We start from the raw sequence: 15,436 nt of genomic DNA, 5'->3' as shown, positions 1-15,436 counted from the left end.
CCTCCATCGACATACGACCGCTCTCCACAAGACCGCCTCCCGCCAGGGAATCAGTCTTCGCCGATCTTCGCAACAAAGATGTGTGCATTAGATAGCCGGTGACCGGGCTTTCTTGCCACCGTCACCCCTAGGGATGTTTCCATCCCCCAGGACTTAGCGCCAGCGTCGGGGCGCCAGGACCACACGACTTCGCCGTCCGTGAATGCCACGCTCGTCAGTCGTGACATCCTCGTCCACCGCATCTCACCGCAACGTTCGTGACGATCGCGACCCGCCCCTCATCTCGGGTGAGACGCGCGGAGTTAAATCACTGATTTGCCCGACGGCGAAAGCCGAATGTTTTTTGTGCGACGAGTGGACAGGGCAAATCACTCTGGAATCGCTGGTGAATTTTTCTCCCCCCGTCATTCCGGGGCGATGCGAAGCATCGAGCCCGGAATCCATCCAGCCGCTGAGTATGCCGCGCAATGGATTCCGGGCTCGCGCTACGCGCGCCCCGGAATGACGGTGGTGTGCGGGGCGCTATTGGACAGCGCAGGTGCGAGTGCCTACATCGATAGCTGTGTCCGCCCTTGGAGTTCTCGCGATGACCATCGACGACAGGCCTACGATCGCTGCTCCCGATGACGATCCCTATCTTTGGCTGGAGGAGATCGAGGGCGCGCGGGCGCTGGAATTCGTGGAGGGGCAGAGCCGGCTCACGCTGGAGAAATTTGCCGGCGCATCATTTGCCGCCGATCGCGACACACTTGCCGCGATCTTCGACCGGCCGGACAACATTCCCTATGTCACCAGGCGCGGCGGGCTGCTCTACAATCTCTGGAAGGATGCGCAGAATCCGCGCGGCTTGTGGCGGCGCACGACGCTTGACGAATTCCGCAAAGCCGATCCCGACTGGGAAATCCTGCTGGACGTCGACCAGCTTGCCGCCGACGAAGGCGAGGATTGGCTTCTGAACTGGACGTCGATGCGGCCGGGAAATGATCGGCGCGCGATGCTCAGCCTGTCGCGCGGCGGCAGCGATGCGGTGACGCTGCGCGAGTTCGACATGGAGGCGAAGCGCTTCGTCGCCGACGGCTTCGTGCTGCCCGAGGCCAAGGGCGGCGTCGATTGGGTCGACGACGATACGCTGCTGCTGTCGAGCGCCTATGGCGAGGGCATGGCGACCCATTCGGGCTATGCGCGGACCGTCAGGCTGTGGCGCCGCGGCGAGGTCGTGGAGCGCGCGCCTGTCGTGTTCGACGTGCCGGCGGATCATATGAGCGCGTCCGCTCAGGTCGATGATTCCGGACCGGTCCCACGGGTTTGGTTCGTCGATCGGCTCGATTTCTTCAACTTGAGCGCCTGGCTCGGCGACGAGACGGGCGCGAAGACGAAGCTCGATCTGCCCACCAGCATCTGGCTGCTCGCCGATCAGGACTGGTTCGTCGTCAAGCTGCGCGAGCCGTGGACGGTCGGTGGCAAGACCTATGCGCCCGATACCGTGCTCGGCGTGTCGTTGTCGGCCTTCCTCGTGGGCAGCCGCGATTTCACCGTCGTGTTCGAGCCGGAGCCGCGGCGAGCGCTGCAAGGCTTCTTCTGGACCGCGGGCCGGCTGGTGCTATCGATCCTCGATGAACTGCGGCCGGTGTTCGAGATCTGCATGCCATCGGCCGCCGGCTGGACGCGCGCGCGGCTCGAAGGGCTGCCCGGGATCGGCGTCGTCGATGTCTGGCGCCTCGACAGCCATGTTTCCGAAAGCAGGGGCGACCTGTTCGCCAATGTGCAGGACCCGCTGACGCCATCTTCGCTGATGCTGATGGAGAAGGTCGGGGCGCCCACGGTGCTGAAGCAGGCACCGAGGACGTTCAGCGCGGATGGACTCGTGGTGACCCAGCACGAGGCGATCTCCGTCGATGGCGAACGCATCCCCTATGTGCAGACCGGCCCGGCGACGGAGACCGGCGATGCGCCGGTCCATCTGACCGCCTATGGCGGCTTTGGTCTGGCGATGAAGCCATATTACAACCCGGCGCTCGGCAAGCTGTGGCTGGAGCGCGGCGGCACCATCGTGGAGGCCAATATCCGCGGCGGCGGCGAGTTCGGCACAAGCTGGCACGACGCCGGCCGCTACGCAGGCAAGCGATTGGCGCATGACGACTTTGCCGCCGTCGCCGCCGATCTGGTGAAGCGCGGCGTCACGCGGCCCGGGCGGATCGCGGCCGAGGGCGGATCGAACGGCGGCATCCTGATCACCAACATGCTGGTGCGCTACCCCGAACGCTTCGGCGCGCTGTTCTGCACCATCCCGCTGATCGACATGCGCCGCTACACCAAGCTGCTCGCCGGCGCGAGCTGGATCGCCGAATATGGCGATCCCGACAAACCTGAAGAATGGGCGTGGCTGCAGACCTACTCCGCCTATCACATGGCGACGCCCGGCCAAAAATATCCACCGATCCTGATCGCGACCACGCGCCGCGACGACCGCGTGCATCCCGGCCACGCCCGCAAGATGACTGCCAAGCTGCAGGCAATGGGATATGAAGCCCATCTCTACGAGCCCGCGGCAGGCGGCCACGGCTATGGCAAGGACAACAAGGAACGCGCCGCCTTCATGGCGCTGGGGCTTGGGTTCCTGAGGGAGAAGATCGGGTGGGTGGATGGTGAGGCGTGATCATTCTCCGCCGTCATTCCGGGGCGATGCGACAGCATCGAGCCCGGAATCCATTTCTCCGCCTGGCTATGTGGCGCAATGGAGTCCGGGTTCACGCTTCGCGTGCCCCGGAATGACGAACGGGAATCAGCCGCGCGCGAAGGCCAAGATCATGTTGTTCGCGGGCATTTCAATAGTCGCGCCCAGTGACAGGCCGACGCGCGCCGCCAGCTTCTCGACGTCGGCGATGTCGCGCACGCCCCAATCGGGATCCTGATTGCGCAAGGACGTGTCGAACACGGCATTGCTGAGCGCGGTGTGCTTGCCGTCGCGCTTGAAGGGGCCGTAGAGGAACAGCCGGCCGTCGTCGCGCAGGCGGCGTGCGGCGCCTTCGAACAGGCCCTCGGTGACGGACCAGGGCGCGATGTGGATCACATTGGCGCAGAACACCGCGAGCAGCTTTGGCAGCTCGCCGCCCTCGGGCGCAGCACCGGGCCAGGCTGGATCGGAGAGATCGATCCGCAGCGGCGGACGGATATTCGGAAGGGCGGCGAACGCGCGCCAGGCCGCGATGCTCTTCAGATGGGCGTCGTTGAGATCGCTCGGCCACCAGGTGATATCGGGGGTCTGTCCAGCGAAATACACGACATGCTGGCCGGTGCCGCTGCCGGCCTCCAGCACGTCGCCGGAACGCCCTGCGAGGAATTTCTCCAGCACCGCCCAGATCGGCTGATGGTTGCGATGAAAGGCCGCCGCATCGAGCCGGCCGTCGGCCTCGACCCGCCCGCCGTCTTTGCCGAATTCAACCACGAACTCTGCCACGATGCTCTCCTGTTCCTATCGTACATAACGCAACACCGTAGCGATCCTGCTATTCCGTGCGCGTCGTCGCAATGCGCGATTTGAGCGCGGCTCCGTCATAATGGTTACGTCGGTAGCGCGGATGAAGCGCAGCGAAATCCGGGCGGGCGCCCCCATCTCTCCGCTCGTCATTCCGGGATGCGCCGAAGGCGCAGGCCCGGAATCCATTGCGCCCCATGCGCCCCTGGAGAAATGGATTCCGGGTTCTCGCTGACGCGAGCCCCGGAATGACGAGGGGAGAGTCCGTAGCCCGGAGCAGCGAAGCGTAATCCGGGAACGGTGGAGCAAGTGGCACGAATCCCGGATTACGCTTCGCTTCATCCGGGCTACGACTTCGTCATTGCGAGCTATCGTGCCACGCGTTGCAATTCCTTCGTCAGCACATCCAGCGCATCGGCGAGCATCACGCCACCGCAGACGGTGAGACGTTCGGGAAGCACGATGCGCCTCGCTGGCGGGTAGAAGTGCTCCAGCGCCGGATGCAGCAGGAAGGCGCGACCGTTGTCTTCGGCGCGGTCGCCGGCCTCCGACACCAGGATGAAATCCGGCCTCAGTTGCACGAGCGCCTCCAGCGAGGCGTAGCCGCCGGCAGCGACGCCGAGGTCGCCGGCGGGATTGAGCAGGCCGGCTTCGGTCAGAAGCGAGGAGACCAGACTGTCGCTGCCGGATACCCAGCCGCGGCGCGCCAGCGGCAGCACGCGATAGTGCTTGCCGGTCGCGGCCTGGCGCGCTCGGGCGATCGCGGCATCTAATCTTGCAATCGCGACCTTCGCGCGGTCCGGATGCTGCACGATCTCGCCCATCTCGCGGATCTGGTCCTTCACCTCGTCCAGCGTGCGCGGCACGCTGAACTCGACGAGATGGAGGCCGTTTGCCTTCAGAAGCTCGCGCGTTGCGCGCTTGTCGAACAGGCTGGCGACGACGATGTCGGGCTTGAGCACCAGCACGTCCTCCGCGCCGCCGGAAAGGATCGGGAAACGGCGCGCCTGATCGGCGGCAAAGGATTGCCAGGCGTCGCGGGAGTAGCGGCTGAGGCCCAGGATCTGCTGGGGATCGGCGAGCGAGAGCAGCAATTGATCGCTGCAGACATTCATCGAGACGATCCGCGGCGGGCTCGCCGCATGCGCGACAGTGGTGGACAAGACGAGCGCTGCAAGGCATGCCGCGAGCCGGCCCATCAGATCTCCGCCCAGGGCACGATCACCGTCTCGCGCTGATGCTCGGCGCGGAAGGCGCTGACGCGGAACACATCGGCCATGACCGTTTCCGAGAGCGCATCCGCCGGCGCGCCCTGCGATGCGAGGCGGCCCTGCGCCAGCACCAGCGCATGGTCGGCAAAGCGCGCGGCAAGGCCAAGGTCGTGCGTCACCACGATCACCAGCACGCCCTGATCGGCTGCGGCACGCAAACCCTTCATGACGTCGATCTGGTGGCGCGGATCGAGCGAGGCGGTCGGCTCGTCCGCCAGGATGATCGGCGCCTCCACCGCGAACACGCGCGCCAGCGCAACGCGGCTGCGCTCGCCGCCGGAAAGCTCGGTGACACGCCGCTCCGCGAACTCCATGACATCGGCCGCCTGCATCGCCCGCACCACCGCCTCAGTGTCGCGCGGGGACAGCCGCGCCGGATCGGTCGCGCCATGCGGATAGCGGCCGAGCGCGACGATGTCGCGCGCCGGCAGCGGCCAATGCACCATGTGCCCTTGCGGAAGATAGCCGAAGCGCTTGGCCCGTTCGCGCAGCGGCAGCGCGGCAAGCGCCTCGCCTCCCACCTTGATGACGCCGTCGGAGGGAATGAGGCCGGCGAGCGCGCGCAGCAGCGTGGTTTTGCCGGCGCCGTTCGGACCGACCAGCGCGACGAGATGACCGGAGGCGAGTTGCAGCGACACATCGTTGAGCACGCGGCGGCCGGCGAGCACGACGTTGAGGTGTTCTACAACAAGCGCCGTCATGCGACGCCTCCGCCGAGCGCGCGACGCTCGCGCATGATGAGATAGAGGAAGAACGGCACGCCGATGATCGAGGTCAACACGCCCACCTTGATGTCCGACGTCGACGGGATGATGCGCACCGCGATGTCGGCCGCGAGCAACAGCGCCGAGCCGGCAAGCGCGCTCGGCACCAACAGCCGCGCCGGATCGTGGCCGATGACGGGCCGCATCAGATGCGGCGCGACCAGGCCGATGAAGCCGATGGTGCCGGTGACCGCCACCGCGCCACCGACGCCGAGCGCAACGCCTGCGATCACGAACAGGCGCAGGCGGCCGACATCGACGCCGAGGCTTTGCGCGGTCTCTTCGCCGAGCGTGAGCGCGCGGAAGGCGCTGGCTTGCGACAGCAGGATGGCCGCGCCGGCGACGATGAACGGCAGCGCCAGCGCGACATGCTGGAAGCTGCGGTCCTCCAGCGAGCCGAGCAGCCAGAACGCGATCTCGAGCGCCAGGAACGGATTGCTCGCGAGGTTCATCACCAGCGCCGTCGCAGCGCCCGCAAGGCTCGAGATCGCAAGCCCGGCGAGGATCAGGATCAAGAGGCCCGCATTGCGGCCTGCGATCGCGAGCAGCACGAAGACCGAGCCGAATGCGGCGATGATGGCGGCGACCGGCAGCGCATAGGAGCGGACGTCAGCCAACCCCAGCGCGATCACCAGCACCGCACCGAACGCCGCCGATTGCGGCGCGCCGAACAGCGAGGGCGAGGCTAAGGGATTGCGCAACAGGCCTTGCAGCGCCGCGCCTGACAGACCGAGGATGGCGCCGATCGCAAACGCCAGGATGGTGCGCGGCAGGCGAATCTCGCGCACGATCACCTGCGTGACATCGCTGCCGCCACCGAACAGCGCCTCGATCACCGTCAGCGGCGACAGCCGCACCGGGCCGGTGCCGAGCGAGATCAGCATCAGCAAGGCAACCAACGCAATCATTGCAACGGTCGCCCCCAACCGCCGCCGCGCGGCCAGACCCGCCGCTATCGTGAAATCCTGTGCACTCATCGCGCCCTGCTTCTTGCAGCGAATTCGGTGGCAGACAAGCGACACCGGAACAAAAAAACGTATGGGAGCCAGGGAGCCGCAGTTTCGCCGGGATTGACTCACGTGCCGCCGAAATCCTAGATGGCCCCGACGGTTCCTATCGGGATCAAAAGGGAATGCGGTACCGGGAAACTTCCCGTAAAGCCGCGGCTGCCCCCGCAACTGTATGCGGTGAATCCTTCGTCATATGCCACTGGGAGTCTCGGTCCTGGGAAGGCGACGAAGGGTAACGACCCGCGAGCCAGGAGACCTGCCGTCATACGTGGTCACACGCGACGATGTCGGTCGGGGAGTACAGGCATTTGCTTCACCTGAAGCGCGAAACGCGATGGTGAGCCTTGGTTCGCTGTGACGTGCCACTGACGTCATACCGAGGTCTCGCCGATGTTCTCTGCTACCACAGCCACCAAGCAACGCCGCGCGCTGCTGCTCGCGTCGAGCATGCTGGCGCCCGCTTTGTATGTTTCCGCCGCGCAGGCGCAGGAAGCGCCCTCCGAGCAATTGCCGCCGGTCGAGGTCAGGGCGCCCGGCGACCACAACCGCACCCGTGCCAAGCCCGCTTCCGACGGCACTCCAGGTCCCCGGCGTCCCGCGCCGGGCCAGGTGCCGACCAACGCGCAGCCGGCCGGCGGCGCGGGCGCTGGCGGCGCCGCCGCTGGCGGAGCTTCATCCGGTGGCGGTGGCGGCGGCCCGCAATTTGCCGGCATTGTCGGGACGTCCTCGACCGTGATCACCGCCGACGACATCGCGCATTCGCCGACCCAGGTTCTGGCCGAGATCATCGCGCAGGCCCCCGGCGTGCAGCTTCAATCGCTCTATGGCGGCGTGAACGGCGCCAAGACCTCGGTCGACCTGCGCGGCTTCGGCGCGTTCGCCACCGCCAACACGCTGTTCCTGCTCAACGGGCGACGGCTCAACGACATCGACATGGCGCAGGTGGATCTGTCGACCATCCCACTCGATTCGATCGAGCGCGTCGAGATCACCCGCGGCAACAGCGGCGCCGTGCTCTACGGCGACAATGCGATAGGCGGCGTGATCAACATCGTCACCAAGACCGGTGTCGGCGGCCCGCCGGTCTCGATCCGCGGCGAAGCCGGCTATGGCTCCTTCAACCAGCGCATGGCCGCGATCTCGATCGCGATGAATTCGGGACCATGGTCGGCGTCGTTCTACGGCAACGGCATCAAGTCCGACGGCTACCGCGTGAACAATGCGCTCGACCAGCGCAACGGCGTCGGCAATCTCAACTACACGACGCCGGACCTGAAAGCCTTCCTGACGGTGACCGGCGACGACCAGAAGCTGGGCTTTCCCGGCGGCAGGCTGGTCGATCCTTCGATCGGCGTCAATCAGCTCGTCACCGATCGCAAGGGCGCCGCCACGCCGTTCGACTATGGCAACCAGCAGGGCGCGAGCGCGACGACGGGCTTCACCAAGACGCTCCTGAACGGTGTCGACCTGATCGTCGATGGCGGCTACCGCCAGAAGGACACGCAAGGCGCGTTCTTCGGCACCTCGCCATTCATCAGCGCGGCATCCACCTACAATGACGCCGCGTTGCAGACCTGGTCGATCACGCCGCGGCTGAGCATCAGCAATTCGATCTTCGGGATTCCCTCGTCGATCCTGACCGGCATCGACTATTACGATGCAACGTTCCACCAGCAGCGCGGCGCGTTCCGGGGCGTGCCACCGATCCATACCTACGACCTGTCGCAGCAGTCGCTCGCCGGCTATTGGCAGCACACGGTTGGCCTCTTGCCCACCACCGATTTCTCCTATGGCGCGCGGGTGCAGAACACCTGGCTCAGCGCGCGCGACCGCTACGATCCGAACGCGCCGTTCGCCTTCGACGCGCAGGCGACGCCGCTCGACCAGAGCGAGACCAATTACGCGCTGCATGTCGGCGTCGAGCATCGCTTCACCGAAATGTTCTCGGTGTTCGCCCGCGCCGCGCACGCGTTTCGCACGCCCGATGTCGACGAGCGCACGTCCACCGGACCCGCGTTCGATGCGGACTTCAACCCGTTGCCGCAGAATTTCCAGTTGAAGACGCAGACCTCGCACGACGTCGAAGCCGGCTTCCGCGTCAAGACGGGCCGCTTCCAGGTGCAAACCAGCATCTACAACATGGACCTCGAGAACGAGATCCATTTCAATCCGGTGCTGTTCTACAACATCAACCTCGATCCGACCCGGCGTTATGGCTCCGAGACGCAGGCCTCGCTGCGCGTCAGCGATACCGTGTCGCTGCGCGGCGGCATGGCTTACACGCGCGCGGTGTTCCGCGAGGGACAGTTCGCCGGCAACGACGTGCCGCTGGTGTCGCGCTACACCGGCAATCTCGGCGTGACCTGGAATGTCTGGGACAACTATCTCGTGTTCGATGCCACGCTGCGCGCCTGGAGCTCGCGCGTCATGGACAATGATCAGGCCAATACGCAAACGCGCATTCCGGGCGATGCGACGATCGACCTCAAGCTCAGCGGCGCCTATGAGCATTTCTTCTGGTCGGTCAGCGTCAACAACGTCCTGAATGCGCTCTATTACGACTACGCCATTGCCTCGAACTTCACGCCCGGCCGCTTCAGCGCCTATCCGCTGCCGGGTCGGACTTTCCTGGTGAAGGCCGGCGCCACGTTCTGAAGCGATCGGCCGGTCCGCGAGCCACGCGCGGACCGGCTTGTTCCGCCCGAATCAGCCATTATGTCGTGATGGCGGGAGATCGACATGGGCGGGATCGGGAAGAGAAGCCAACCTCCGAAGCAGGAAGGCGGCAAGCCAAGGCCGCCGCCTCCACCTGCGCGTCACGAGGAGGACGACGACTACGAAGACGGCGACATCGCCACACCGAAGCGCGATCGCTACGGCCCCGACGACGAACCGTTGTGAGACGCGAGATTTGCAGGTTGATGCAGTCCCGCGAAATCGTCGCGCTCGATCTTGCGGATGCTCTTCACATCGAGCAGATGCGCGCCGAAGCCGCCGCGGGCGACCGTCTTTGCCAGTTTCGGCGAGACCAGAGTGAGGCCGACCGTCATCGTCAGCGGCACGGCGCTGAGCCAGTCGAGCCGCACCGGCGTCAGCTCCTCGGTGCTGGCGTTGTAGGGCCCCGAGGTCTTCAAGAGATCGCCGCACTCGACCAGAATGTCGCGCCTGGTGCCGCCGCGGGAGGCGTGGCCGAGCAGCGCCTGCATCGCCAAATGCGTCCGCACGCCGGCGCGACTCTCAGGCAAGGGTTGTGGCGTCTCGCCGAGCGATACGCGCAGCAGGAGATCGACCAGATCGGTGCCGGCGCGGAAGGCATTGAGCGGCTCGACCAAACGCGGATTGCAGTCGATCAGGAGCGGCACGGGGCTGTCGATCGGCATCACGTAGTCGACCGACAGCGCGCCGTGCCAAGCCAGCGCTCCCCCGATCGCTTCCAGATAGGCGCGCACCTGCGGACGGCTGACGCTTTCCTTGATCGCCTCGCCGCCGCCGACGCCGGGCGCGATCTGCCGATAGGCATGGAAACCGACCAGCCTGCCCTCGCAAAATACCGACTGCGCCTTTTCGGTGGTGCCGGTGACGAGATCCTGCACCAGAAGCTCGTCGGCGAAGGTGTCGGCCGCGCCGAGCTCGTACAGCGCGATGTTGAAATCGGCTTCGTCGCGCACGAACCAGATGCCGCGACTCGCGGTGCCGACCGAGGTCTTGATCACGGAAGGAAAGCGGATGGCGTCGCGCAGCTCGCTCTCCGACGTCACGATCCGAGTCGGCGGCTGCGGCAGGCCCAATTGGCCAAGCAGACGGCTGAAGCCGGCCTTGCCGTGCGCCATCCGGTAGCTGCCAAACCGCGGCAGCGCCAGGCCGACGCGGCCCTTCAGCCGCGCCTCGGCGCGCGCGAACAGAAAGCCCTGCTCATGGGTCGGCAGCAGCACGTCGAACGGCGCCTCCAGCAGCCGCTCGATGAAGCCGAGGAATCCCTCGGGATCGTGGCGCAACCCCGGACAGCGATGGAATTTGCGCACGAAGCGCGAATAGCGCGACAGGCACCAGGGCGAGGGATCGCAGACTTCGACATGGTGCCCGGCAAGGCCGAGGATCGTGATCGCCTCGCGCGCCGAGGTGCTCGCCCCCTCGGGGATCAGGACGCGCAGCTTTGTTGCCGGATCGGTCATGCCAGATCATTGCTGCAATGCGAGTTGCTTGTCTTGCCGCTTTAATGCCGCATGTCGCTCGGTCGCGGTTCGCCGGGGCAGCCATGCAGTGGCCTTCATGGACAAATAACGCTCAGCCGATATTTTCGAGACAAGCCCCGCCGGGCGTCACATTTAGGGGCTTCTCACGGATATGGCTGATGTTCTCGCCGCACTGCAGCAATTGAAGACCGATAGCGCGGTGCGCACGCTGACGGGGATTTCGATCGCCCATTGGGTTAGCCATTTCCATATCTTCGTGCTGCCGATGCTGTTCCCGTTCCTGAAAGAGCGGCTCGGTGTCGGCTATATCGAGCTCGGCTTCGCGCTGACCGTATTCGCGCTGGTCTCCGGCCTGACGCAGGCGCCGATCGGCTATCTCGCTGACCATATCGGCGCGCGCAAAATTCTCCTGATCGGTCTCTGCCTCGGCGGCCTTGCCCTGATCGGGCTCGGTGCGCATTTGAGCTATCCGGCGCTGATCGCAAGCGCGATCGCGCTCGGGCTCGCCAACAGCGTCTATCACCCTGCCAACTACGCGATCCTGTCGGCGCATATGGACGAGGCGCGGATGGGCCGGGCGTTCTCGGTCCATACCTTTGCCGGCTTCCTCGGCGGCGCGGTGGCGCCGGCGATCATGGCGGCGCTGGTCGCGGCAATCGGCGGGCTCGGCGCGCTGATGGTGGCCGGCGCTATCGGCCCGCTGGTGGCGCTATTGCTCGTCGTCATGGGCATCCCCGACGCGGGCGCCGCGAAGGACAGGCCCGAGGGCAGTGAGAAGGTGAAAACCAGCGTGATGACGCCGGCGATCATGGTGCTGACCGTGTTCTTCACGCTGCTCAGCCTGTCGAGCGCGGGGATCAATAATTTCGGCGTGGTGGCGCTGATGGGCGGCTATGGCGTGTCGTTCTCGTCGGCCAATATCGCGCTGACCGCGTTCCTCGGCGCCAGCGCGGCGGGCGTGCTCGCCGGAGGCTATCTCGCCGACCGCACCCACCGTCATAGCCAGGTGGCGGCGGCCTGCTTTGTGGTCAATGCCGCGATCGTGCTGCTGATAGCGCTGGTCAACCCGCCATCGGCAGTGCTGACCGCAGCGCTCGGCCTGGCCGGCTTCCTCGGCGGCGTGATCACGCCCTCGCGGGACATGCTGGTGCGCAACGCGGCGCCTCCCGGTGCGGCTGGCCGCGCCTTCGGCATCGTCTCCACCGGTTTCAACTTCGGCGGCATCGCAAGCCCGCTGCTGTTCGGCTGGATCATGGACCACAACCTGCCGCATTGGGTGTTCGGCGCGTCCGCCGCGTTCATGGTGCTGACGGTGCTGCTCGCGCTCGTCACCGACCGCAAGCCGCAGGGATCGGAAGCGCGCGCCGCGGCCTGACGACCTATTTTTCAGGTGTCCTCGCGGGCGATTGCTTCCAGACGATCCGCGCAATCGTTCAGGCCGACATAACAGGCGATACCGAGATAGATGGTCTGAAGCGCGCGAACGCTCCGGTCTCGACGTGTCGGCACGCGCGTGGCGCCGATAGCGTGATCGCCGGCCTCGGCTGGCTGCATGGAAAGCGCGCTCGTTGGCTATGGTGGTCGCGGTCACGAGAGGTCTCCGCAGTGATACGAGGGGACTCTGCGGTGCGCCTGTTACGGTCCGATCACTGCCTCGAACTAAATGCTTACGGCTGTAACCGATCGCGATAATCTGACAGGGAGGCGAGCCAACGCGGCTTGATGCGATCCTGAGCTGGCAACAGAAGAGGAGACATCTCAATGCAGGAGTACGATCTCTATATTAATCCGCAAAAGCCGACGTTAGGCCTTTATGTGCGCAAAGGGGCCGGTCTTCCTGATCTGGCCGATCCCAAGCAATGGGCATTTGACGGCACGGCGGCACAAGCCGAATTGCCGCCAGATCTTGTGAAAAGGATCGAAACCAACGGTCACGCTTTCCGCGACATGGACTAGGCTTTGACGTCACCGCATATTTCCAGGTTGCGGCGCCATAGCGCATTGCAGAGCCCCACCACTGCCGGTTGACAGCCTCGGAGGGCGATCCATGATGCGCGGCAACAACAACAAATCGGGATGAAGCGCCATGACCTCAGCGCCTGATATCGTGATCCGCGGCGGCACCATTGCGGACGGCAGCGGCGGGGACCTCTATGAAGCCGATGTGGCGATCACGGACGGCAAGATCACCGAGGTCGGCAAGGTCGCGAGCAAAGGCAAGGAGGAGATCGACGCCCGCGGCAAGCTGGTGGCGCCAGGCTTCGTCGATGTTCACACCCACTATGATGGCCAGGTGACCTGGAGCCAGGACATCACGCCCTCCTCGCAGAACGGCGTCACCACGGCGATCATGGGCAATTGCGGCGTCGGCTTTGCGCCGTGCCGGCCCAGCGACCACACCAGGCTGATCCAGCTCATGGAAGGCGTCGAGGACATTCCCGAGCCGGTCCTGAGCGCCGGCATTCCCTGGGAATGGGAGAGCTTTCCCGACTACATGAACTGGCTGTCGAAGCGCAGCTTCGACGTCGACATCGGCGCGCAACTGCCGCATGCGGCGCTGCGTGTCTATGTGATGGGCGAACGCGGCGCGCGGCGCGATCCTTCCACGGTGGAGGATAACAGGCAGATGGCGGCGCTGGCGGGCGACGCGGTACGCGCCGGCGCACTCGGCTTCTCCACCTCGCGCACCCTCAACCACCGCACCTCGACCGGCGACTTCACGCCGACCTTGAAGGCGGGCGAGGACGAATTGACCGCGATCGCCGGCGCGATGCATGGCGTCGGCCGCAGCGTGCTGCAATTCGTGCTCGATCTCTCCACCGTCCACGAAGACCTGCCGATGATGCTGCGGGTGGCGGAGAACACGAAATGCCCGATCTCGTTCTCGATCACCCAGAACGACAAGTCGCCGCGGCGCTGGCGCCAGACGCTCGACACCATCAACGAGGCAAGCCGCCGCGGGCTGTCGATCACCGCGCAGATCGCCGCGCGTCCGGTCGGGCTGATGCTCGGGCTTGAATTGTCGCGCAACCCGTTCCAGACCCATGCGAGCTACAAGGCGATCGCGCACCTGCCGCTCAAGGAGCGGGTGGCGCGGTTGCGCCAACCTGAAGTGCGCGCCGCGATCCTCGCCGAGAATGCCAGCGACACCGACGATCCGCTGTTCTTCCGGCCGAACTACGACAAGATGTATCTGCTCGGAAATCCGCCCGACTACGAGCAGCCGCCGGAGAACACGCTGGGCGCGCAGGCGCGCCGGCTCGGCAAACGCCCGGAAGAACTCGCCTATGACGCGATGCTGACCGACGAGGGCCGCGGCATGCTCTACGTGCCGTTCCTCAACTATTCCGACGGCAATCTCGACGCGACCCGCGAGATGCTGCTGGACCCGAATTCGGTGCCCGGCCTCTCCGACGGCGGTGCGCATTGCGGCATCATCTGCGATGCCTCTTTCCCGACTTATCTGCTGACGCACTGGACCCGCGACCGCACCCGCGGCGAGAAGCTCTCGATCCCCTTCGTGATCGCGGTGCAATCGCGCAAGACCGCGCTCTCGGTCGGCCTCGCCGATCGCGGCCTGATCGCGCCCGGCTACAAAGCCGACGTCAACGTGATCGATTACGACCGGCTGCATCTGCATCCGCCAAAGGTGCATTACGATCTCCCCGTAGGCGGCCGCCGATTGTTGCAGCAGGTCGACGGCTATGACGCGACGATCGTCTCCGGCGTAGTGACGCAGCGCGGCGGCGCGGCCACCGGCGCAAGGCCAGGCCGGCTTATTCGCGGTACGCAGGCGATGCATTAGGTGCGTAGCGGCGTAGAGTGGGCAAGGAGCGCAGCGACGTGCCCACCATCACGCGCTGTGCTCGCGATGGTGGGCACGCTTTCGCTGTTCGAGCTACGGCGGACAAGTCGCTTTGCCCACCCTACAAGGACGAAATATTGCTTACCCGATCAGGCACACTGCCGCAGAACTTTGGCAGCGCCGACTATGGTTGGCTCATGAGGGTCTTCGACGTGCGGGCGGCGCGGCCGGCCGTAGCTCCATGTTGGATATACCCGCCGCGACATTCAGACCGGTCTGGGCCTCGACCGACACCGGCTGCAAGCTGACAGTGCGGTCTGAACCTCCGACCAGGACATTGGCCCCCAGTCCGACGCCAATCGTACCGTCGACGGTGGCGCCACCATAGCTTCCTGCCAGCGCTCCCCGGCGCAGCGTGGTCGGCGCAAAGACGGCCCACGCAAGTTGACCGCCGGACGTTGCACCGATGTCCAGCCCAAACGTGCTGATAGTGCCCTGGTAGGCGTCACGCGTCCTGCCTCGTGCAGATGCATAGATGCAGCTCAGTTGCTGCTGTCCCCCGATAACCATGCCGACGCTAGGGGCGATATTGCAGGAAAGCGTTCCGACCCTCACTCGCCCCGGTTGCTGAGCCGTAGCCGGAACGGCTACCAACCCGAGTGCCAAGGCTCCCCCGATTGCAAGGCCATTCAGCGTTCTGAATATCACTTTCTTGTTCACTGCGACACTCCATCTGACATTTCAACGCTCGCTTGTAACTCGGGGAAACCTCGGCAGACATCCACAATCGGGTGATGATGCTGACTTTGCCTTCGCTGTTCGAGTTACGGCGGACAAGTCGCTTTGCCTGCCCCACGAAAACGGCGCGAAGAAAGCGCGAGAACGGCGCTGCGCGCTCCCGCCTCTCCCCTTGTGGGA

At 65.4% G+C, this 15,436-nt stretch carries 13 protein-coding genes and 1 riboswitch; of the genes, 6 read left to right on the top strand and 7 right to left on the bottom strand.

What is annotated here, in order from left to right; all coding sequences use genetic code 11:
* Positions 1 to 586: 586 nt before the first annotated feature.
* Complete coding sequence (locus ACZIRK_RS24475; RefSeq protein ID WP_130231277.1) at positions 587 to 2,656, top strand: prolyl oligopeptidase family serine peptidase; 2,070 nt, start codon at positions 587 to 589, stop codon at positions 2,654 to 2,656.
* Between the two features lie 126 nt (positions 2,657 to 2,782).
* Here ACZIRK_RS24475 and ACZIRK_RS24470 read toward each other — a convergent pair whose 3' ends face one another.
* The 4 genes from ACZIRK_RS24470 to ACZIRK_RS24455 all read right to left on the bottom strand — a co-directional run bounded on the left by ACZIRK_RS24470 (position 2,783) and on the right by ACZIRK_RS24455 (position 6,418).
* The gene (locus tag ACZIRK_RS24470) at positions 2,783 to 3,457 is read right to left on the bottom strand and encodes a DUF938 domain-containing protein (protein ID WP_130231279.1); all 675 of its coding nucleotides are present in this window, start codon (positions 3,455 to 3,457) and stop codon (positions 2,783 to 2,785) included.
* Positions 3,458 to 3,843: 386 nt separating this feature from the next.
* Complete coding sequence (locus ACZIRK_RS24465) at positions 3,844 to 4,674, bottom strand: ABC transporter substrate-binding protein (protein ID WP_130231281.1); 831 nt, start codon at positions 4,672 to 4,674, stop codon at positions 3,844 to 3,846.
* Entirely contained in the window at positions 4,674 to 5,447 is a 774-nt protein-coding gene (locus ACZIRK_RS24460; RefSeq protein ID WP_463328236.1) for an ABC transporter ATP-binding protein, read from the bottom strand. The genes ACZIRK_RS24465 and ACZIRK_RS24460 overlap by 1 nt, the downstream gene beginning before the upstream one ends.
* Entirely contained in the window at positions 5,444 to 6,418 is a 975-nt protein-coding gene (locus tag ACZIRK_RS24455; RefSeq protein ID WP_433994562.1) for a FecCD family ABC transporter permease, read from the bottom strand. The genes ACZIRK_RS24460 and ACZIRK_RS24455 overlap by 4 nt, the downstream gene beginning before the upstream one ends.
* Positions 6,419 to 6,600: 182 nt before the next feature.
* Positions 6,601 to 6,798, top strand: a riboswitch (cobalamin riboswitch).
* Between the two features lie 112 nt (positions 6,799 to 6,910).
* On the opposite strand from ACZIRK_RS24455, the gene ACZIRK_RS24450 reads away from it, so the two are divergent.
* Positions 6,911 to 9,175, top strand: coding sequence for a TonB-dependent receptor (locus ACZIRK_RS24450; RefSeq protein WP_463328235.1), 2,265 nt, complete (start codon positions 6,911 to 6,913; stop codon positions 9,173 to 9,175).
* 84 nt (positions 9,176 to 9,259) lie between these two features.
* Positions 9,260 to 9,421 carry a hypothetical protein gene (locus ACZIRK_RS24445; RefSeq protein WP_165435317.1) on the top strand — a complete coding sequence of 54 codons (162 nt, stop codon included), beginning with the start codon at positions 9,260 to 9,262 and terminating at the stop codon, positions 9,419 to 9,421.
* On the opposite strand, the gene ACZIRK_RS24440 is transcribed toward ACZIRK_RS24445, so the two are convergent.
* Positions 9,394 to 10,692, bottom strand: coding sequence for an ATP-grasp domain-containing protein (locus tag ACZIRK_RS24440; RefSeq protein ID WP_130227308.1), 1,299 nt, complete (start codon positions 10,690 to 10,692; stop codon positions 9,394 to 9,396). The genes ACZIRK_RS24445 and ACZIRK_RS24440 overlap by 28 nt on opposite strands.
* Before the next feature lie 172 nt (positions 10,693 to 10,864).
* Here ACZIRK_RS24440 and ACZIRK_RS24435 point away from each other — a divergent pair, with 172 nt between their 5' ends.
* Entirely contained in the window at positions 10,865 to 12,088 is a 1,224-nt protein-coding gene (locus tag ACZIRK_RS24435) for an MFS transporter (RefSeq protein ID WP_130227309.1), read from the top strand.
* An 11-nt stretch (positions 12,089 to 12,099) separates the two neighbouring features.
* Here the strand turns inward: ACZIRK_RS24435 and ACZIRK_RS24430 are convergent, their stop codons facing one another.
* Positions 12,100 to 12,267, bottom strand: a complete 168-nt coding sequence (locus tag ACZIRK_RS24430; protein WP_463328234.1) for a hypothetical protein — start codon at positions 12,265 to 12,267, stop codon at positions 12,100 to 12,102.
* Positions 12,268 to 12,474: 207 nt separating this feature from the next.
* Between ACZIRK_RS24430 and ACZIRK_RS24425 the strand changes: the two genes are divergently transcribed.
* Positions 12,475 to 12,669, top strand: a complete 195-nt coding sequence (locus ACZIRK_RS24425; protein ID WP_028167238.1) for a hypothetical protein — start codon at positions 12,475 to 12,477, stop codon at positions 12,667 to 12,669.
* 130 nt (positions 12,670 to 12,799) lie between these two features.
* Positions 12,800 to 14,518: an N-acyl-D-amino-acid deacylase family protein gene (locus tag ACZIRK_RS24420; protein ID WP_130227310.1), complete on the top strand. Its 1,719-nt coding sequence runs from the start codon at positions 12,800 to 12,802 to the stop codon at positions 14,516 to 14,518.
* 195 nt (positions 14,519 to 14,713) lie between these two features.
* Here ACZIRK_RS24420 and ACZIRK_RS24415 read toward each other — a convergent pair whose 3' ends face one another.
* Positions 14,714 to 15,226 carry a DUF992 domain-containing protein gene (locus ACZIRK_RS24415; protein ID WP_283813281.1) on the bottom strand — a complete coding sequence of 171 codons (513 nt, stop codon included), beginning with the start codon at positions 15,224 to 15,226 and terminating at the stop codon, positions 14,714 to 14,716.
* Positions 15,227 to 15,436: the final 210 nt, after the last annotated feature.

The sequence above is a fragment of the Bradyrhizobium sp. Leo114 genome, from assembly GCF_055229415.2.
The sequence above is the reverse complement of the archived record's forward strand: the minus strand, read 5'-3'. Positions and strand labels throughout refer to the sequence as shown.